Source organism: Flavobacterium sp. (assembly GCF_046293665.1).
Taxonomy (GTDB): Bacteria; Bacteroidota; Bacteroidia; order Flavobacteriales; family Flavobacteriaceae; genus Flavobacterium.
The window spans coordinates 125,255-144,512 of record NZ_JBKBOL010000006.1 but is presented as its reverse complement, the minus strand read 5'-3'; the positions used below and the strand labels follow the sequence as shown (position 1 = coordinate 144,512).

The 19,258-nt window shown below is 34.1% G+C and carries 18 protein-coding genes; 15 read left to right on the top strand and 3 right to left on the bottom strand.

Features of this window, described 5'->3' with window-relative positions; translation table 11 throughout:
* Position 1 precedes the first annotated feature (1 nt).
* The 14 genes from ACK4R1_RS10320 (at position 2) to ACK4R1_RS10255 (ending at position 15,929) form a co-directional block, all read left to right on the top strand.
* Positions 2 to 1,438 (top strand): MBOAT family O-acyltransferase, encoded by a 1,437-nt coding sequence (locus tag ACK4R1_RS10320; RefSeq protein WP_409686524.1) that lies wholly within the window; start codon positions 2 to 4, stop codon positions 1,436 to 1,438.
* Positions 1,439 to 2,326: a hypothetical protein gene (locus tag ACK4R1_RS10315; protein ID WP_409686522.1), complete on the top strand. Its 888-nt coding sequence runs from the start codon at positions 1,439 to 1,441 to the stop codon at positions 2,324 to 2,326.
* Position 2,327: 1 nt separating this feature from the next.
* A complete protein-coding gene (locus tag ACK4R1_RS10310) occupies positions 2,328 to 3,206 on the top strand; it encodes an FkbM family methyltransferase (protein ID WP_409686520.1) in 879 nt (292 codons plus the stop codon).
* Between the two features lie 103 nt (positions 3,207 to 3,309).
* Positions 3,310 to 4,707, top strand: coding sequence for a UDP-glycosyltransferase (locus ACK4R1_RS10305; protein ID WP_409686518.1), 1,398 nt, complete (start codon positions 3,310 to 3,312; stop codon positions 4,705 to 4,707).
* Positions 4,708 to 5,271: a serine O-acetyltransferase gene (locus tag ACK4R1_RS10300; RefSeq protein WP_409686516.1), complete on the top strand. Its 564-nt coding sequence runs from the start codon at positions 4,708 to 4,710 to the stop codon at positions 5,269 to 5,271. It begins immediately after the preceding gene.
* Positions 5,272 to 5,293: 22 nt separating this feature from the next.
* Positions 5,294 to 6,277 carry a class I SAM-dependent DNA methyltransferase gene (locus tag ACK4R1_RS10295; protein WP_409686514.1) on the top strand — a complete coding sequence of 328 codons (984 nt, stop codon included), beginning with the start codon at positions 5,294 to 5,296 and terminating at the stop codon, positions 6,275 to 6,277.
* Positions 6,278 to 6,281: 4 nt separating this feature from the next.
* On the top strand, positions 6,282 to 7,427 hold the full coding sequence (locus ACK4R1_RS10290; protein WP_409686513.1) for a glycosyltransferase family 4 protein: 1,146 nt from the start codon (positions 6,282 to 6,284) through the stop codon (positions 7,425 to 7,427).
* Complete coding sequence (locus ACK4R1_RS10285) at positions 7,421 to 8,962, top strand: glycosyltransferase family 2 protein (RefSeq protein ID WP_409686511.1); 1,542 nt, start codon at positions 7,421 to 7,423, stop codon at positions 8,960 to 8,962. The genes ACK4R1_RS10290 and ACK4R1_RS10285 overlap by 7 nt, the downstream gene beginning before the upstream one ends.
* 1 nt (position 8,963) lies before the next feature.
* Entirely contained in the window at positions 8,964 to 9,965 is a 1,002-nt protein-coding gene (locus ACK4R1_RS10280; protein WP_409686509.1) for a glycosyltransferase family 2 protein, read from the top strand.
* Between the two features lie 2 nt (positions 9,966 to 9,967).
* Entirely contained in the window at positions 9,968 to 11,086 is a 1,119-nt protein-coding gene (locus tag ACK4R1_RS10275; RefSeq protein ID WP_409686507.1) for a glycosyltransferase, read from the top strand.
* A complete protein-coding gene (locus ACK4R1_RS10270; RefSeq protein ID WP_409686505.1) occupies positions 11,083 to 12,156 on the top strand; it encodes a glycosyltransferase in 1,074 nt (357 codons plus the stop codon). The genes ACK4R1_RS10275 and ACK4R1_RS10270 overlap by 4 nt, the downstream gene beginning before the upstream one ends.
* A gap of 4 nt (positions 12,157 to 12,160) precedes the next feature.
* Entirely contained in the window at positions 12,161 to 13,501 is a 1,341-nt protein-coding gene (locus ACK4R1_RS10265) for an O-antigen ligase family protein (protein ID WP_409686503.1), read from the top strand.
* Positions 13,473 to 14,483 (top strand): glycosyltransferase family 4 protein, encoded by a 1,011-nt coding sequence (locus tag ACK4R1_RS10260; RefSeq protein ID WP_409686501.1) that lies wholly within the window; start codon positions 13,473 to 13,475, stop codon positions 14,481 to 14,483. The genes ACK4R1_RS10265 and ACK4R1_RS10260 overlap by 29 nt, the downstream gene beginning before the upstream one ends.
* A 51-nt stretch (positions 14,484 to 14,534) precedes the next feature.
* Positions 14,535 to 15,929 carry an exopolysaccharide biosynthesis polyprenyl glycosylphosphotransferase gene (locus ACK4R1_RS10255; RefSeq protein WP_409686499.1) on the top strand — a complete coding sequence of 465 codons (1,395 nt, stop codon included), beginning with the start codon at positions 14,535 to 14,537 and terminating at the stop codon, positions 15,927 to 15,929.
* Here the strand turns inward: ACK4R1_RS10255 and ACK4R1_RS10250 are convergent.
* Both ACK4R1_RS10250 and ACK4R1_RS10245 read right to left on the bottom strand, forming a co-directional pair.
* Entirely contained in the window at positions 15,897 to 17,027 is a 1,131-nt protein-coding gene (locus ACK4R1_RS10250) for a DUF4105 domain-containing protein (protein WP_409686497.1), read from the bottom strand. The genes ACK4R1_RS10255 and ACK4R1_RS10250 overlap by 33 nt on opposite strands.
* Positions 17,028 to 17,033: 6 nt before the next feature.
* Positions 17,034 to 18,017, bottom strand: a complete 984-nt coding sequence (locus ACK4R1_RS10245) for a PorV/PorQ family protein (protein WP_409686622.1) — start codon at positions 18,015 to 18,017, stop codon at positions 17,034 to 17,036.
* Between the two features lie 194 nt (positions 18,018 to 18,211).
* Between ACK4R1_RS10245 and ACK4R1_RS10240 the strand changes: the two genes are divergently transcribed.
* A complete protein-coding gene (locus tag ACK4R1_RS10240) occupies positions 18,212 to 18,928 on the top strand; it encodes a CDP-alcohol phosphatidyltransferase family protein (protein ID WP_409686620.1) in 717 nt (238 codons plus the stop codon).
* 132 nt (positions 18,929 to 19,060) lie between these two features.
* Here the strand turns inward: ACK4R1_RS10240 and ACK4R1_RS10235 are convergent, their stop codons facing one another.
* Positions 19,061 to 19,258 carry a DUF5808 domain-containing protein gene (locus tag ACK4R1_RS10235; RefSeq protein WP_409686495.1) on the bottom strand — a complete coding sequence of 66 codons (198 nt, stop codon included), beginning with the start codon at positions 19,256 to 19,258 and terminating at the stop codon, positions 19,061 to 19,063.

Here is a 19,258-nt window from a genome sequence, read left to right as displayed (position 1 = left end):
TATGTTGTTTAACTCGCTATCTTATCTTTACTTTTTACCCATAGTTTTTATTCTCTATTGGTCGGTTAATAACAAAAGTTTAAAGCTTCAGAATATTATCCTGCTTATTGCAAGTTATTATTTTTATGCTTGTTGGGATTGGCGGTTTTTGTTTTTGCTTGTTTTTTCCACCGGATTGGATTATTTCACCGGATTGAAAATGCATCATGCACAAAATAAGTCGCTTAAAAAGTTTTGGTTTTGGTTGAGTATAATAATTAACCTTGGTTTTTTAGGGGTTTTTAAGTATTACAATTTCTTTATCCAATCCTTTGAAGATTTGCTTTCCGGTTTTGGGGTACAATCGCATTTTTGGACTTTACAAATCATTTTACCGGTTGGAATTTCGTTTTATACTTTTCATGGTTTGTCATATGTGATTGACATTTATAACGACAGAATTAAACCTGAAAAAGATATTGTTGATTATTCCTTATTTGTTAGTTTTTTTCCGCTGTTGGTGGCCGGACCAATTGAACGAGCGACACATCTTTTGCCTCAAATTAAAAAGAAAAGATATTTTGATTACCACCAAGCGATGGATGGTTTTTATCAAATTTTATGGGGTTTATTTAAGAAAATAGTCATTGCCGATACTTGTGCCGTTTATGCGAATGCTATCTTTGATAACCATGAAAACATGAATTCGCTAACGTTGGTTATTGGCGCGATTTATTTCTCTTTCCAGATTTATGGCGATTTTAGTGGTTATTCTGATATAGCACTTGGCACATCAAAACTGTTAGGCATTAATTTGTTGCGCAATTTCAATTTTCCTTATTTTTCAAGAGACATTGCCGAGTTTTGGAGAAGATGGCATATTTCATTGTCGTCTTGGTTTCGGGATTATTTATACATTCCGTTAGGTGGAAGTAAAGGCGGTCTTCAATCTAAAATTAGAAATACGTTTATTATTTTCTTGGTTAGTGGTTTTTGGCATGGCGCCAATTGGACTTTTATCCTTTGGGGTTTGCTTAACGCCATTTATTTTTTACCCTTATTGCTTACGAACAAAAACAGAGCTCATATTGACATTGTGGCCAAAGGGAAATTATGGCCAACTGTTAGTGAGTTTGTTAGCATTACTCTGACTTTTTGTTTGACTACTTTGGCTTGGATATTTTTCAGATCAGCAACGGTTGGACAGGCTTTTAGTTATATCAAAAATATTTTTTCCTTCAATTTCAATGGCGGTATTCAGTATTTATCTATCGACAGGTATTCGGTGGAATTGATTTTGTTGCTTTTGGTTTTTTTGGTCTTCGAATGGTTTTCTCGTGAGCATGAACATCCTTTTTTCGGCAAAGGCAAAAACTTTTGGGCTTTATTTGTCATATCAATGATTATAGCTTTAGGCACTTATTCTGAATTTAGTGAATTTATATATTTTCAATTCTAGATGAAGAAATTTATTTTACATATAACCGCTTTTTTTATAGCAACATTGGTTTTGATGTATTTGCTGGATTTTGGTTTTACAAAGGTTTATCAAACGGCCAAACCTCGTACAAGAGTGCAACATTTTAGAACCCAAAAAGATCAAAAAATCGACTATATTTTTATTGGTTCATCAAGGGTTCAAAACGGGATTGTTCCCTCGGTAATCGAAGAGCGAACCCATAAGAATGTTATAAACCTTGGTTTTCAGGCGGCCAAGCTTCATGATATTTATACGATTTTAAAATTGGTGCAATATTATAACATCAAGAGTGAGAAGATTTTTATTCAGGTAGATTATATTTACAATAGCAGTGATGTTTCACCTATTTTTCGTCCGGAAGTTATACCGTTTATTCATGAAAATAGTATTTATAATGATCACCTAAAATATGATTCAATTAATTACCACAAGTACAATGCGATTCCTTTTTTTAGGTATGCTCGAAATGATTTGAAAATAGGCATTAGAGAAGTTATTCTTAATTTAGCGCAAAAGCAGACCAACGTAATGAAGGATAAAGGTTATTCACCACCGCTTGCTAAGTCAGAAGGACACCAGTTTTCATTGCCTAAACAAATAAATGAAAAGAGCGATTATATTGACAGCATTAGGCAGTTTAGTAAAAAGCATAAGATGAATGTAGTTTTTTATTGTGCGCCTTTTTGCCATCATACCAAAAACCTTGATTATGTTGCTAAACTACAATCTAAAATACCGGAATTACATGATTTTTCTGTGATAATAAAAGAGGATAGCTTGTTTCACAATGCGAATCATTTGAACGACAAAGGAGCGAGAATTTTTACTGCTATTTTTGTCGATAAGGTTTTGAATAATAAAAAATAAAATGCAAAAAATCACACAACTCTATAGGTTAAATTGGGCCAATCGTCTATTGGTTTTGCAATATTTGTTCAAGCGAGTTGTGCATTTTAAAACCACTGAAAGCGAAAGACGAATCAATGAATACTATTTTCATCTGATTCGTTTTAATGGGTTTTTAAAACAAGACAATCCTAAAGATTTTGTAGCCTATTATCCTAATTTTAAAGCAACTATAAAAATCAGAAAGCGCCCGTCGAGCGATATGGATGTCTTTAGTCAAGTTTATAATTATGAGGAATATAAGCCTGTAGTTGAAGTTTTTAAAAAACATTTTCCGGATTCAACGCAATTGAATTTTATGGATGCCGGAAGCAACATTGGCTTGACTTCAGTATATTTCTCCAAGTTTTTTCCGGGGTCGAATTTTATCACCATTGAACCTGATACGTCTAATTTTGAGTCAATGTCTTATAATCTTGCTGCTAATGGAATTGAAGCAACTCATAAAGTAAAAGGCGGTGTTTGGAGTACGAATGCTAATTTGAAAATCGTAAGCGATTTTCGAGATCAAAACGATTGGTCTTTTCGGGTTGAAGAAGCTACCGAAGCAACAGATTTAAAAGCTTTTTCAGTCAATTATTTGATGGAGAAAAATAACTTTCAATATATTGATATTCTCAAAATGGATATCGAAGGTTCTGAAAAAGAAGTGCTGACTTCACCCAAAGCTGATGTGTCTTATTTATCAAAAACTAAATGTGTTGCCATCGAAATTCACGACGAGTTTGACTGCCGAGAAGCGATTTATACAGTCTTGAAAAAGTATAATTTTGAGTATTTCAATTCGGGTGAGTTGACTATCGGAATTAATCTTAATTTGACAAAAACTACTACAAATTGAGTGTTATTGGAAACTATAGATGGAAGTTGGTTTAATTAACCTCTTATTTCCTTTTATATTAAGTCTAAAATAGAGATATTTGAGACTTCAATAGAAACTAGGAATGCAAAACAAAAAAATATTTATACTTCTTCCGGATGGCGTTGGTTTGAGAAATTTTTCATTTACAAATTTTCACAAAATAGGTATACACAAAGGGTTTGATGTCATATTTTGGAACAATACACCTTTTGATTTAACTACATTGGGAATTAATGAAATAAAGATTAAAAATGCAAAGTCGCATCCAATGACCGATTTGCTGAAAAATGCTCAAATTCAGATTGAGTTGAATTTGAACATTAAAAGATCTAAGGATACTGTTTATGATTATTATCGATTCCCATTTTCGTATGCTAACTTGAAGTCGGCTTTGAAAAGCAGTTACAAAAAAGGATTGGTTTTTTGGAACAATTCAAACAAGGGATTGGAAAGAGTTCGCAAAAGAATTGTAGAAAATGAGCGTAAAACGAAGCTTTATTTTGATAGTCTAGAAACGTTACAAAAAGAAAAACCCGATTTTATATTTTGTACCAATCAAAGAACTATGTTGGCCGTTGCGCCAATATTAGCAGCTCAAGATTTGGGAATTCCAACAGCCACTTTTATTTTTTCATGGGATAATTTACCCAAAGCTACTAAAATTGTAGAAACCGATTTTTATTTTGTTTGGAGCGATCATATGAAAGCAGAATTGTTATTTTATTATGCTCACATCAAAGAATTCCAAATTAGGGTTACCGGTACGCCACAATTTGAAACCCATACCAAAAAGGAAATGTTAGTTTCTCGAGAAGATTTTTTTAAAGAATACAATTTGGATTTAAACAAAAAATACATTTGTTTTTCCGGAGACGATATCACTACATCGCCCAATGATCCGCAATATTTGGCAGATACTGCTGAAGCCATAATTAAGCTCAATGAAAAAGGGCATCATTTGGGTATTGTTTTTAGAAGATGTCCTGTAGATTTTTCCAACAGATTTGAGGCTATTATGTCAAAATATAGTGATGTAATTACCAGTATTTTACCAAAATGGGAGAAAAAAGGCGAAGCTTGGAATGATATTTTGCCTACAAAGGAAGATTTGATATTGCAAATGAATACTATTTATCACACGGAATTTGTAATCAATTTGGGTTCATCAATGGTTTTTGATTATGTTTCTTTTGACAAGCCTTGTGCCTACATAAATTATAATGTACCTAATAGTCATTTTCCAAATTGGTCGGTGAGTAATATTTATAAATTTATACACTTCAGGTCGATGCCAAGTAAAGATTCAGTCTTTTGGATTAACCATCCGAATGAAATAGAGTCTTGTATTGAAAAAGTCATTACCAATGAAGGAAAAGAGATAATTGTCAACGCCAAAAAATGGTTCGAAAAAATCAACCAACATCCACCGGAATTAGCCTCAGAGCGAATTTGGACCGCCATTGAAGAAATCATCAAGTAAATGGGAAAAGAAATACTCTTATCTGATTACAATCGTTACGGATTTCCAAAGATATCCTTGAGCGTGTTATTGAATGTTTTTATCTTGAGACCTATTCCGGGTTTGAAATTCATGACCATTTTCCGTTTGGTGCAACATTATCGCAGAAGAAACAGGTTATTGTTCTATTTTTATTTCCTTTGGTACAGACGATTAAGGGTAAAATATGGTTTTGATATTTCTTATAGAACGCAAATCGGAAAAGGGTTTTATATTGGCCACTTCGGAGGAATCGTAATTCATGGCGATAGTATTATTGGTGACAATTGTAATATTTCGCAAGGCATTACCATCGGTGTTAGTAATTATGGAAAAAAAATGGGCGTGCCAACCATTGGTAACGAAGTTTTTATTGGGCCAAATGCCGGAATTTTTGGCAACATAACTATTGGTGATAAAGTTACTATTGGTGCCAATTCAGTAGTAACTGATTCTATTCTTGCTCATAAAACGGTTTTGCCGGCAGCTTCCATCGTTATCAATAAAGATTTATCTGAATTTTATATTCAAAATAAAGCCAATTAATTTATTTAAAAAATATTCTCTCATGTCATACCAATCATTATTGCCATTGTTGCAGAAAACCGGCAGTACTTTAACGCCCGAAAAGTTTCAGGAGCGAATCAATATAGTATTTCATGATTTTGAAGCCAGTCATTACGACGCCATGCATACTGATATGTGGGGAAGTTTGCAAGAACAAATTAATTTATTGGTTGCCGATTTATTTACTCATGAAAATATAGAAAATAACGAACTTAGTTTACTCGACATTGGTTGCGGAACGGGTTTGAGTACTCAAATTTTACTCAATTCAAAACTTGGTCAACACATCAACCAGGTTACATTACTCGATACTTCGCCTAACATGTTGAAACAAGCGGAGCTAAAGGCGAAAAATTGGGGTAAAAAATTCAAAACGGTCAATGCTTATTTGGCTGACATTAATGAGAAGTTTGACATCATCATTATCAGTTCGGTTTTACATCATATTCCCGATTTAGAAGCTTTTTTGAATCAAGTTGATACTGCGCTAAATTCTGGTGGAATCCTAATTCATCTCCAAGATCCAAACGGCGATTATATCAATTCGGCGGAATATTTGCAGCGCAAAAATGAATACGAAAAGCAACTCGAGGCTTTACCCAAAAATAAAAAAATAAGCGATTTTGTTCCGAAACCATGGCTCAAATCAATCAAACGATTGTTAAATCGAAAAGATTATATCGATTTAATCAACGACCAATTATTGGCTGAAAAAACCATTAAAAGAAGAATGACAGCTGATGAAATTTGGAGTGTAACCGATATTCATGTAGAAACCAAATCGGACTCGATGAACAAAGGAATTTCGTTGCAGTTTTTGAAAAAGGAATTGCAAAATTTTGAGTTAATCAAAATGCGTTCTTATGGTTTTTACGGATTTTTGAAAAGCGATTTAACCGAAAGTTACCAAGAAAAAGAAGCCCAATGCATAGCCGAAAATCAAATCAACGGCCGTAACCTATCTTGTATTTGGATTAAAAAATAAGATAATGAAAATAGCCTTTCTCACTTCAGAATATCCGCATCCCAAAGCTCGTTTTGCTGCCGGGATTGGCACCAGCATTATGAATCTGAGCAAGGGCATTGTAGAACAAGGACATGAAGTGGTTATTATTTTACATGGTCAAGACAAAGACGAATCTTTTAATGACGACGGCATTACTTTTCATAAAATAAAAAACATCAAAATAAAAGGACTTTCCAGGATTTTAACCCAAAAAAAGATCCAAAGAAAAATTAATGAATTGGTAGATAAAGGCGAAATCGATTTGGTTGAAATTCCTGATTGGATTGGCTTTAGCTCTACCATGCGTTTGAAATGTCCTTTGGTTATTAAACTTCACGGATCTGACACTTATTTTTGTCATCTTGACCAACGTCCGGTAAAGTTTCTGAACAAGTTAAGAGAAAAATTAGCCCTTAAAAGAGCTAATGCTTGGCTATCCGTGAGTCAGTTTACTGCAACCATTACGAAGCAAATATTCGACTTAAAAAACGATTTTACAGTAATTCCGAATTGTATTGACCTTCAAAAATTCTCCATTGATGACACTCAAAATGAGTCACAGCATAATACCATTTTATACTTTGGCACCTTAATTCGAAAGAAAGGATTGCTCGAATTGCCGCTGATTTTTAATGAAGTTTACAAGCATAATAGCAACGCAAAATTAATTCTTATCGGTCACGATGCTTCGGATGTTATTACCGGAAACACTTCGACTTGGCAAATGATGCAAAAATTATTTGACGAGCAAGCTTTTCAAAATGTCAGCTATTTAGGCAGTGTGACTTATGATCAAATTAAAGCGCATATTAATGCTTCAACGGTTTGTGTTTTCCCTACATTCGCAGAAGCTTTGCCGGTTTCGTGGATTGAAGCTATGGCGATGCAAAAAGCAATAGTGGCTTCTAATATTGGCTGGGCAACTGAGCTAATTGATGATAATGTCAATGGGTTTTTAGTACATCCCAAAGACCACAGCCCATTTGCGCAAAGAATAATAACATTGTTAGAAAATGAAAGTTTAAGAAAGCAATTTGGCAGTAATGCCAGAGCAAAAGTAGTCCAGCAGTTCAGCATTGAAGTAGTGGCAAAGCAAAGTATTGATTTTTATAAGACCGTTTTATGTTAGAACTTAAGGAATATATTACCCAAAAAGGAGAAGTAATTCTTTATATTGGTTCACCAAATTTCAATATGCTTGAGGAATTAGCAGATGGATTTGGAGATGTTTGGCACAGTTCTTTTGAACAAGGTTATAAAAATGCGTTTATGGATTTGGCCTATCAAACCGCTACTTTTTTTTGGTATATTAAAGATTTTGATGGTCTTAATCAAAGCATTAGTTGGAGGATAAATCCGAATCATTTTGCTGTTAGAAAAACCGTTTGGGAAACCTTAAACGGATTTGATTTTGAGTACAGCAACCCATTTTTGCAGGCTTTTGATTTTGGATTTAACGCATTGCGATTGCATGGTGCCGTTCCGCTTTATTGTAAAGGATTGTTTACTGTTGACACAAAGGAAAAAATAACCATATCTGTCAAAGATCGCTATACTTTTTTTGTCAAGAATTTCAAAAAAGCACATGCTTTTTATATGTTGTACCGCAAAGGAATTTGGAATATTGTTGAATGGAATGCTTTTTTATATGCCCTTAAAAAGTTTGAGAAAAGGAACAAATCAGTTCTTGTAAAGCCAAGAACGCTTGAGCCTTTACAAGGAAATCCATCAGTGAGTTATATTATTCCAACGATGATGCGTCAAGATTTCACTCTCCATTTATTGGAAGATTTAAAAAACCAAACCTACCAACCTTCCCAAGTAGTAGTGGTTGATGCTACTCCAAGTGACCAAAGGGAAGAAGCTTTATACAATCCTTCAAATTATCCTTTTGAATTGGTTGTAAAATGGCAACAAACCAAAGGAAGTTGTCGTGCAAGAAATGAAGCAATTGAACTTTGTACCGGAGAGTATATTGTTTTTGGGGATGATGATATTAGAATTCCTGAAGATTATATTGAAAACCATATTCGTTTTCTACAAACTTATAACGCCAATGCTTGTAATGGTCTTGATGTTAGAGCAGATCATCAACAACAAAATCTAACTGATTTAAAAATGAAGTTAGACCGTTTAGGAAATAAAAGATATTTGGGCGGAGCTGCGCCACATTTTAATAATGCCAATAATTGTGTGAAAAGAGAATTTGTCAACCAATTGATTGGCAACGATGTTAATTTTGACGGTGGTTATGGTGAAGACAATGATTTCGGTCTTTCTTTAGTTAGCATCGGAGTGGTGGTTTTGCAAAATCCGTATGCCACTAACTTGCATTTGAAGCCACCGGTTGGTGGTTACCGTTTTTGGGGAAACCAAGCCAAAATACTTGGTAAGAAACGAAAAACACAACCATGGGAATTGAACCATCTGGTTAAATGGATTAGACCGGTCCCTAGTCCAACTATAATGTATTATTTTTATAAACATTTTGGAAAAGATTTAGTCAATGAATATCGTCATAAATATTTTTTCACTTATTTGTTTAAAGGGTCAAAATTAGGATTGCCACTGCGATTAATCAAATTGCCTTTCAGACATTTACAATTCAATAAATCAATTTTTTATGCCAAAAATTTAATGGCCATAGGGAAAAGAACGAAGTAGGATGAATTTTACGCTGATTATTTGTACCTATATGCGACCCAATCCTTTGCTGAAACTACTCGAATCAGTGAAGCAACAGTCCGTTTATCCTAATGAAATTTTGATAATCGATGGGTCCACCAATAGAGAAACTGAACTGGTTTTAGAACAAAATTCCTTTCCAAATCTCCATTATTTTTTGGTAACCCCAAAAGACAGAGGTTTGACTAAGCAACGAAATTTTGGTATTTCTAAAACAGCTGATAATTCAGGGATTATTTGCTTTTTAGATGATGATACGATTTTAGAACCCAATTATTTTGAAGAATTGCTAAAAACTTATACAATTTACCCGGAAGCTTTGGGCGTTGGCGGTTATATTACCAACGAAGTTGAATGGCAAAAAACGACAACAGATTATAAACCCTCAATAAACGAGTTTTTTTATGATGGCTGGAAAAGAAAAGACGGAAGTCGATTTGTGATGCGAAAAAAACTAGGATTAGATGCGGATACCCAACCGGGTTTTTTACCCGAGTTTTCGAATGGTAGAAGTATTGGTTTTTTGCCGCCTTCGGGAAAGATATATCAAGTAGAGCAATTGATGGGTGGCGTTTCTTCGTTTAGAAAATCAGTTTTTGAATCGTTTAAATTTTCAACTTATTTTGAAGGTTACGGTTTGTATGAAGATGCCGATTTTACCCTTAGACTTTCCAAAACCGGAAAATTATTTGTCAATACCAATGCCCGTTTAGCTCATTATCACGATGAGTCGGGTCGCCCTAATAAATACCATTATGGCAAAATGGTTGTTAGAAATGGCTGGTATGTATGGCGTGTAAAATTCCCCAACCCTTCGATTACAGCAAAAGTAAAATGGAATGCCATAGTCTTGTTGTTGATATTCATTAGATTTAGCAATATCTTTACCACAAATAAACGTCAAGAATCTTTTACCGAATTTTTAGGTAGAGTAATAGGCTGGTTTAGTTTGTTTTTCAATCAACCTAAAATAGAATCTTAAAAATGACCTTTTGTATCATCACACATGTGGCGCACGGCAAACAAAGTGGAGAATATTTTGCCTATTCGCCCTATGTGAGAGAGATGAACATTTGGTCAAAATATGCCGATAAAATAATCTTAGTTGCCCCTTTACATCTATCCCAAAAAACAGCCATTGAGGCTTCATATGATCATCAAGATATCGATTTTAGGAAAGTCTCTTCATTTCATTTTCTAACATTAAAATCAACTTTTACGACTTTATTGACGCTGCCAAAAGTTGTCTCCCAAATTTATAAAGCCATGCAACAAGCCGATCACATTCACTTGCGTTGCCCCGGAAATATGGGATTACTTGGCTGTATAGTTCAAATGCTTTTTCCAAGCAAATATAAAACGGCCAAATACGCCGGAAATTGGGATTTGAATGCCAAACAACCTTTGAGTTATAGGTTGCAAAAATGGATTCTGAGTAATACTTTGTTGACCCAAAACATGCAAGTTTTGGTTTATGGTGAATGGGAGCGTAGCACTAAAAATATCAAGCCATTTTTCACGGCCAGTTATTTTGAAAAGGACAAAGTTGATAGTAAACCCAGAACATTAAACGGTAAAATTTCTTTTGTTTTTGTGGGAACATTGTCTAGCGGAAAGCAACCTTTGTATGCTATTCAATTGATTGAACAGCTTTTTAAAGATGGATTTGAGGTTCAATTGACACTCTATGGGGAAGGTTTAGAAAGAAAAAGATTAGAAGAATATATTAAAAACCAACATTTAGAATCTGTAATATTCTTAAAAGGCAACCAGCATCAGGAAACCATAAGAAAAGCCTTTTGTGAATCTCATTTTGTGGTTTTGCCTTCTGTGAGCGAGGGATGGCCTAAAGTGATTGCGGAAGGAATGTTTTGGGGTTGTTTACCTATAGCTTCCAAAGTTTCTTGTGTGCCAAATATGTTGGATAACGGCAACAGAGGTCTACTTTTAGACTTGGAGTTACAGAAAGATGTAGCCAAAATAAGGTCGATTTTAGCAGACAACAGTGAGTATGTTCTTAAGGCTCATCAAGCGTTAGAATGGTCCAGACAGTATACTTTGGATGTCTTTGAATCCGAAATCAAAAAGCTTTTGCAATCATGAGAATAGTTCAAATAATTGATTCTTTGGAAATAGGAGGCGCCGAGAAAATGGCGGTGAATTATGCCAATGCACTTTCTAAAAAGGTTGCTTTTTCCGGTTTGGTTGCTACCAGAGCTGAAGGGAATTTGAAGAGTCAGTTAAGCAATTCAGTTTCCTATCTTTTTTTGAAAAAGACTAAAACCGTTGATTTTGCAGCAGCCATTCGATTAAAAAAATATTGTAAAGCACATCAAGTTACTTATTTGCAACCGCACAGCAGTTCCTATTTTATCGCTTTGATGGTGAAAATGATTTATCCTAAAATCAATATTATTTGGCACGATCATAATGGTTTGAGTGAATTTATCAGTGCCCAAAAATCATTGGTACTCAAAATAGCCTCTTTCTTTTTTAAAGGAATTATCGTTGTGAATTACAAGCTGAAAAACTGGGCAGAAAAGGAACTGAATTGTAAAAAAGTGGTTTATTTTCCTAACTTTACCAATGAGGTTTCTGTAGTTAATGTCGAAACCCATTTGAAAGGAATTACCGGTAAACGCATATTGTGTTTGGCCAATTTAAGAGATCAAAAAAATCATTTTTTACTTTTGAAAGTAGCGGAAAGATTGAAAAAAAGCAATCCGGATTGGACATTTCATTTGATTGGAAAAGATTTTGGAGATGACTATTCAAAACAAATTAAGGAATTGATAGTCAGTATGGAATTGACACAAACCGTTTTCGTATACGGTTCTAAAAATGATATAGTTCCAATTATTAACCAGGTAGATATTGCTATTTTAACTTCAAAGTCAGAAGGTTTGCCGGTGGCTTTAATTGAATATGGTTTGTATAGTAAGCCTGTTGTGTCAACTAGTGTTGGCGAAATACCAATGATTATTCAGCATGGTATAAATGGTTTTTTAGTAGGTGTTCAAGAAGTTGATCAATTTGAGGAATGTTTGTCTCAATTAATTAAGGACGAAAAGTTGAGGCAAAGATTAGGTGAAGCACTACATCAAACCATTCTTGAAAATCATTCTGAAGATAGTATTATTGATAAGTACTTGAATTGGATAAAAGCTTTGTAGCCAAATGAAAGATAGGAATTACATACAATTAATTTTATTACACGCCTTAATTGGCTTGTTAATCTATTTCTATCCTTTTGTTTCAAAAATATACGGGATTTCCATTTTAATCTTGGGTTTGATTTATGTCATCAAAAAGAAAAATGCTAACAATGAGGTTTTATTGGTCGCTGGTTATTTGGTAGGAAGCGAAGTTTTTTTGCGAATGACCGGAGGCAACATCCTTTATGAGTTTTCAAAGTATGGGGTAATGATTTTTCTTTTATTAGGAATGTATTACAAAGGCTTTTCCAAAAACAGTATGCCATTTTGGATTTATTTGTTATTGCTCATACCGGGAATTATTGTGGCTACTGAGACACTCAACTTAGAATCTGATCTTCGAACTTCTATCGCTTTTAATATTTCGGGACCGGCTTGTTTAGGAGTTGCCTCAATTTATACCTATAACAGAAGGATTTCATTTGAACAAGTTAACAATATTTTATTAGCCATCGGATTGCCTATAGTAGCCACGACGACCTATTTGATAACGTACACTCCGGATCTGAAAACAGTTTTGATTAACACAGGTTCTAACATGGCTACTTCAGGAGGATTTGGTCCGAATCAAGTGGCTACGATTCTTGGTTTAGGGATGTTTGTTTTCTTCTCGAGGTTAATTTTAGAGTCAAAATCAAAACTGATTTTGATAGTAAATTTAGTTATCCTTTTTAATATCAGTTACCGTGGATTAGTAACATTTTCTCGTGGAGGAATGATTACCGGGGTTGTGATGATATTGATTCTAATTTTCTTTTTATACATCAATACAAGTGGTTATGGAAAAACAAAACTGAACATTTTTTTAATCCTTTTTTTGTTTGGATTTGCTTTAACTTGGGTTTATACTTCAACGCAAACAGGTGGTTTAATCGATAAAAGATATGCCAATCAAGATGCAACCGGTAAGAAAAAAGAAAGCCAGTTTACAGGTAGAGAGGAAATTTGGGACAGTGAACTTAAAACTTTTATCGACCATCCGGTGTTTGGGGTTGGTGTTGCCAAAGGACTTGAGATTCGAAAAGAACAAACCGGAGGTGATGTAATCGCTTCACACAACGAAATTTCAAGGTCAATGGCAGAACACGGCATGCTTGGGATTATTGCTTTAATGATTGTTTTTTTGACGCCGGTTATTTTATACCTTGACAACAAACAGCATCTTTATTTATTTTGTTTTTTATGTTTTTGGTTGCTGACGATCAATCATGCAGCTATGCGAATTGCCGCACCTGCTTTTGTCTATTCATTATCACTATTAAAAGTACATTTTAATGAAAAACCTACTGTACATAGGAAATAAATTATCTGATCATGGGTATACAGCCACTTCAATAGAAACACTTGGTTCTTTTTTGCAAGGGGAAGGTTTTTCGGTTTATTACGCTTCATCGAAAAGAAATAAACTGTTAAGAATGTTCGAAATGATTTACATGACCTTAAAGTGTGCCAAGAAAGTTGATTATGTAATGATCGATACTTACAGTACAGTTAATTTTTGGTATGCGCTTGTTATTTCACAACTCTGTAGAATTTTAAACGTAAAGTATATCCCAAAACTCCATGGTGGCGATTTGCCCAATAGGATTGAAAAAAGCAAATATTTTTCCAACTTGATTTTTAACAATGCCTATATCAATATTGCGCCATCGTTTTATCTTTATGAGGCTTTTAAAAAAAATGGTTACCATAATTTAAAATACATTCCCAATACCATTGAACTTCAGGCTTATCCACAAAATACAAAAGAGTTTAAGATTCCAAAACTACTATGGGTCCGTTCATTTGCTAATATTTACAATCCTATAATGGCTGTTAAGGTCTTCATAGATTTGAAAAAAAACTATCCGGAAGCTCAACTTTGTATGATTGGTCCTAAAAAAGATGACAGTTATGATCAAACAGTTGAATTTGCCCAAAAAAATAATATAGAAGTAATTTTTACCGGCAAATTATCAAAAGAAGAATGGATTGAAATGTCCAAAGACTATAATGTTTTTATCAATACCACTCATTTTGACAACACACCGGTAAGTGTTATTGAAGCTATGGCACTCGGTTTACCGGTTGTTTCTACTAAGGTTGGTGGGATTCCCTTTTTGTTAAAGCATGAAGTCAATGCTTTATTAATTGACGATAATGATGCGCAAGGAATGGCACAACAGATTAGACGATTGATTGAAGATCGTGATTTGGCAGAAAATATTTCCCAAAATGCAAAAGAAACTGTTGCCGACTTCGATTGGGAAATAGTAAAAAAGCAATGGATAGATTTGCTGAAATAAAAAGTATATTTTACTAACTTGCGACTTCTAAAATATTATGTAACCCTTAACATGAACAAATACAAGGACATACACTTTGAAGTTTCAGAAAGAAAAATTCTTTTAAGACTATTCGATGTCATTTCTGTACTGCTTTCATTATACTTGGTAGGAATAGTTTTTCAATTCGATTATTTTAATATTTCTGCAACCAATTTTTATTGGACTATTGTTTTAGGGATTTACTTGAATTTTATTGGTTCTGTTTTTGAAATGTATAATTTACAAGTTGCGAGTAACCAGTTTCAGGTTATCAAAAGTATTATATTGACTTCCTCGACAACGGTATTATTGTATTTGCTGACACCAATTTACACCCCGGTTTTACCTAGTAATCGAATCCAGATTTTTTTCTTTTTCATTGCTATCTTCCTAGCTTTGTTTACTTGGCGAATGATTTATGTGCGTTTTTTTGCCTCCAATCGATTTCAAAAAAAAGTAATTCTCATTTGTGATCAAGAACAGTTAAAAGAATTGGTGGATGGTTTGGAAAAGGCCGATCCTCATTATCGTGTTCTGGGTTTTGTAAATTCAGACAGTGGCAATTTAAAAAGTGATTTTACAACTAAGATTAAAAATATTGACATCAATGATTTAGAGTCGTTTGTAAAGAAGAATTCTGTGTCGGAAGTTGTTATTGCTTCTCAAAAAACCGACGGGATTACCGTGAAACTTTACAATCAATTGATTCACTTACTCGAAAACGGTTATATTATTAGAGAATATACTCAAGTATATGAAGCCATTACACAAAGAATTCCGGTGCAATATGTTTCGCGTGATTTTTACAGGTATTTCCCTTTCAGCCGAAGCAACCAAAATCATTTGTATTTAAGCATTGTGCGATTTTTAGAAATAGTGATTTCCATCATCGGATTAGCCATAGGAGCATTATTAATTCCTTTGGTATTTGTTGGCAATCTTATAGGCAACAAAGGAAAATTATTTTATACACAAGAAAGAGTTGGAAAGAACGGTCGTGTTTTTAATATTGTAAAGTTCAGAACGATGATTAAAAATGCCGAATCTGAAGGAGCTGTATTTGCTATAACCAATGATTCAAGAGTGACTCCATTTGGAAAAATCATGCGAAAATCAAGGATAGATGAATTCCCTCAATTTTTTAATATTCTAAAAGGCGATATGGCTGTTATTGGTCCAAGACCGGAAAGACCTGTTTTTGTTAGTGAAATTGCCGAAGTCATGCCGTTTTATGAAACACGTCATGTGATAAAACCCGGACTAACGGGTTGGGCACAAGTTAATTATTCTTACGGCGCTACCATTGACGATAGTTTGATCAAACTGCAATACGACTTGTATTACATCAAACACCGAAGTCTGTTCCTGGATTTCAGTATCCTGTTTAAAACCTTAAGTACGGTTTTGTTTTACCGAGGTCAATAATTTAAATGGATTTCTTCCGTCGATTTTCAATAACATGTAAAAAGCCGCCAATATAAAGGGTAACATTATAGGTAAATGCGGTTTGTTTACCATGAAAATGCTATAAACAAATAATAGCGCTATGGAAAGATTACAAATTCTTTTTAATTTCAATTCTTTCAAGAAAGGCAATGTCAAAAATAACGGACTAAACAATAGTGCATTATAATTCCACAACAATTCCTGATGTTGGGAATACAACCCAATTGAACAAAGGATGATTCCTAGTATTCCGCAAACAAAAAGATAGCTTATAAACAACCAGCGCTTATTGATTACTATAAGCAAAACTATGAAAGCAATAATCACATAAATGCTGTTGAAGAAAGAAAATTTTGATTCAATTGTGCTTCCTGTTAACAAAGTTTTCTTGTTCATAACCAATGGTTTTCCATCTACTATGGCTTTATCAAGGCTGTTCATCAATTCTACCGGAAGGAATAACTTCTCTGCTTTGGCATCAGTTTTGGCTCCAAAAACAATATTAATTCCAAGTTTGTACCAAAAGTAATTCTCAAAATAGGGATAAAGTAAAGTTCTATAACTGATGGTCTTGTCATCGACTTTTTGAATTTGGGCTTGACCCAATAAACCATTGATCTTTTCGTTGACCATGGTAGTGCAATTTCGGTCAATAAATTTATAAGTATAATATCTTTCGGAAGTGTAAAGGGAAGCGCTTAATTCGTCGAAAAGCTGTTGTTTTTGGGCTAAAGTCAAGTTGATGGTTTGCTCAATGACTTCTCTTTCATCAATTTGGTATTCTAAAATAAAATCTTCAACCGAAGTCACATTCATAAAATATTGTAAATCTCCTTTGACAAATTTCAAGTAGAAATTTTCAGTTCGGAAATCAAAAGCACCATAATTAAAAACGATGTCTAATCGATTGTCATCATCCTTAATTCTCAAAGCGGTATGCCCAAAAGTGGAATACAATTGCTCGCCTCGGCCACAAGTAAAAATGCTGATTTGCGTATTTTCAGAAAGCTTAGGAGTTTGTGAAAAAGAAGGTAAACTAAAAACGAGTAGTAGTAAAAAAAGTGATTTTTTCAACATAAATTTTTATCTAAAAATACTCAAATCTACTTTAACCGAAAAGATATTGGAATACAAAGCGGCACTTTGGTCACCCAAATCGGTCAAAGCATAATCCACTTGGATACCTTTGTATTTGAAACCTAAGCCAATGTTAGGCTGAAAGTTTACTTTTCTAGAACCGTCAATTTGTTCAACATCTTGGAAATTGCCAACACCTGCGCGAAGAAAAACCAAATCGGTATAGCCAAATTCAAATCCGATGGCCGGATCAATACTAACAACATCGGTTGAAAACACATCATTGGTTCGGGCAAATTGCATGTTTAAATTCACAGCTGCTAGTAATGTGTAATCGTAGTGGAATTCGAATTTTTTAGCGATTCCCAATTGCGCTTTGGGTAAAGTAATCTCGGTACTTTCCGGTAATTCCTGATTTTGTCCTTCAACCGCATCTCTAATTTGCTCGTATTTGTCTTCGTCGATGGCCCAAACGTTGTAAGTCGTAGTAATATCGCGAAGCATTAACCCAAAATGCCAATCGTTTCTGTCGAATTGCAAACCGGCATCAAAACCAAATCCCCAAGAATTGGCAAATTCACCAATTACTCTTCGGATTACTTTGGCATTGATTCCGTAACGAATGTCTTTTAGTATAGATTTTCTAGCGTAGGAAAAGGTTAAACCATAATCGGCGGTCGAGAACAAACTGATTCGGTTGTAATCGATATTGCCTTCGCTGTCGATTAATTGGGTTGTATTTAAGATGTCATCTACACCAAAGCGAATCAAGGAAACGCCCCAAGCGCTTCGATCGTCTATTTTTTTGGCGTAAGCCGCATAATCATATTGGGCAATATTGGCAAAATAACTGGCGTGCATTAAGGAAGCTTCGCTGTCTTCAATTTTCAATAATCCGGCCGGATTCCAGTAACCTGAATTGACATCGCCAGTAAAAGCCGTTACAGCATTTGACATACCTAAAGAAGCAGCATCCACGCCAATATTCATAAACTCATTCGAATATTTTCTAACGGCTTGAGCATGAGTAATTAAGCTAACGAAAAGTAGCAGAATAGCAATCGTTTTTTTCAAGGCAATTTTTCTTTTTACAAATATCACATAAAAATCTTGAATATAAAACGCAGAAGTCTGCAACTTATTGTATTAAATTTGTATTTCTTTAAAAATAACAAACATCAATGATGAATATCAAAGCTCAGATTCCCAACTTCTTTACGATACTTAATTTGTTTTCCGGTTGCGTTGCTTTGGTTTTTGTTTCAAATGCACAATATGAATTGGCTTTTTATTTCGTTTGTTTGGGTATTTTTTTCGACTTTTTTGACGGTTTTTTTGCGAGAAAGTTTGGCGTTGCCGGACCATTGGGCGTGCAACTGGATTCCTTAGCGGATATGGTTACCAGTGGTGTAGTTCCCGGATATGTAATGTTTATGCTTTTACGTGATTATCATGCTTTTGGCATAGAAAGCTATGTTCCTTTTTTAGGTTTTATCATTACATTAGGTGCTTGCTATCGTTTGGCTAAATTTAATATAGACACCAGACAGTCTGATTCCTTTATTGGTTTGCCAACGCCAGCTAATAGTTTGTTTTTTACCAGTTTACCAGTTATAGCCGATTATTTTCATCAGGTTATTGATATGGGGATTTTTTATGATAAATGGGCGTTGTTGATAATGACACTTCTAAGTGCTTACATTATGAACGCCGAAATTCCATTGTTCTCCCTAAAGGTTAAAGATTTTAGTTTTGCTAAATATAAACTGCAGGTTTTCTTTTTGATAATTTCACTTTTGATGCTGATTTTTCTTCAGATATTAGCGGTTCCGTTGATTATTTTGCTTTACGTTTTACTGTCGGTTTTTAATAATATTGTCAATAAAAAAGCTACTGTTTAGAAAGTAGAACCTCGCTTATCTTTCAATCAAAAAAAAGACCGCAAATTCGCAAATTTTTAAAAATGATTAATTAATTTGTGAATTTGCGGTAAAAAAAAAATTATTCTAAAAGCTTCCTAAACGGAAGCTTTTTTATTGATTTCTGGTGACCATATAAACTATAAATCCGAAAAACGAAAAAATAAGTAATAGGTACAAATATGATTTCTTGTGGGCAAAATTCAAAGTGGTACCGTAGTTAGGATTGGGTTTGTCCACCAAAATTCTTTCGTCTTCTTTATTATAATAAAACAAACCCCATTTCCAATGCTTTTTTGAAGTGTCTTTCAT

Bases quoted from the DNA above. Each gene is read 5' to 3' on its own strand.
- ACK4R1_RS10320 (WP_409686524.1), top strand. From the start codon at position 2: ATGTTGTTTAACTCGCTATCTTATCTTTACTTTTTACCCATAGTTTTT.
- ACK4R1_RS10315 (WP_409686522.1), top strand. From the start codon at position 1,439: ATGAAGAAATTTATTTTACATATAACCGCTTTTTTTATAGCAACATTG.
- ACK4R1_RS10310 (WP_409686520.1), top strand. From the start codon at position 2,328: ATGCAAAAAATCACACAACTCTATAGGTTAAATTGGGCCAATCGTCTA.
- ACK4R1_RS10305 (WP_409686518.1), top strand. From the start codon at position 3,310: ATGCAAAACAAAAAAATATTTATACTTCTTCCGGATGGCGTTGGTTTG.
- ACK4R1_RS10300 (WP_409686516.1), top strand. From the start codon at position 4,708: ATGGGAAAAGAAATACTCTTATCTGATTACAATCGTTACGGATTTCCA.
- ACK4R1_RS10295 (WP_409686514.1), top strand. From the start codon at position 5,294: ATGTCATACCAATCATTATTGCCATTGTTGCAGAAAACCGGCAGTACT.
- ACK4R1_RS10290 (WP_409686513.1), top strand. From the start codon at position 6,282: ATGAAAATAGCCTTTCTCACTTCAGAATATCCGCATCCCAAAGCTCGT.
- ACK4R1_RS10285 (WP_409686511.1), top strand. From the start codon at position 7,421: ATGTTAGAACTTAAGGAATATATTACCCAAAAAGGAGAAGTAATTCTT.
- ACK4R1_RS10280 (WP_409686509.1), top strand. From the start codon at position 8,964: ATGAATTTTACGCTGATTATTTGTACCTATATGCGACCCAATCCTTTG.
- ACK4R1_RS10275 (WP_409686507.1), top strand. From the start codon at position 9,968: ATGACCTTTTGTATCATCACACATGTGGCGCACGGCAAACAAAGTGGA.
- ACK4R1_RS10270 (WP_409686505.1), top strand. From the start codon at position 11,083: ATGAGAATAGTTCAAATAATTGATTCTTTGGAAATAGGAGGCGCCGAG.
- ACK4R1_RS10265 (WP_409686503.1), top strand. From the start codon at position 12,161: ATGAAAGATAGGAATTACATACAATTAATTTTATTACACGCCTTAATT.
- ACK4R1_RS10260 (WP_409686501.1), top strand. From the start codon at position 13,473: ATGAAAAACCTACTGTACATAGGAAATAAATTATCTGATCATGGGTAT.
- ACK4R1_RS10255 (WP_409686499.1), top strand. From the start codon at position 14,535: ATGAACAAATACAAGGACATACACTTTGAAGTTTCAGAAAGAAAAATT.
- ACK4R1_RS10250 (WP_409686497.1), bottom strand. From the start codon at position 17,027: ATGTTGAAAAAATCACTTTTTTTACTACTACTCGTTTTTAGTTTACCT.
- ACK4R1_RS10245 (WP_409686622.1), bottom strand. From the start codon at position 18,017: ATGAATATTGGCGTGGATGCTGCTTCTTTAGGTATGTCAAATGCTGTA.
- ACK4R1_RS10240 (WP_409686620.1), top strand. From the start codon at position 18,212: ATGAATATCAAAGCTCAGATTCCCAACTTCTTTACGATACTTAATTTG.
- ACK4R1_RS10235 (WP_409686495.1), bottom strand. From the start codon at position 19,258: ATGAAAGACACTTCAAAAAAGCATTGGAAATGGGGTTTGTTTTATTAT.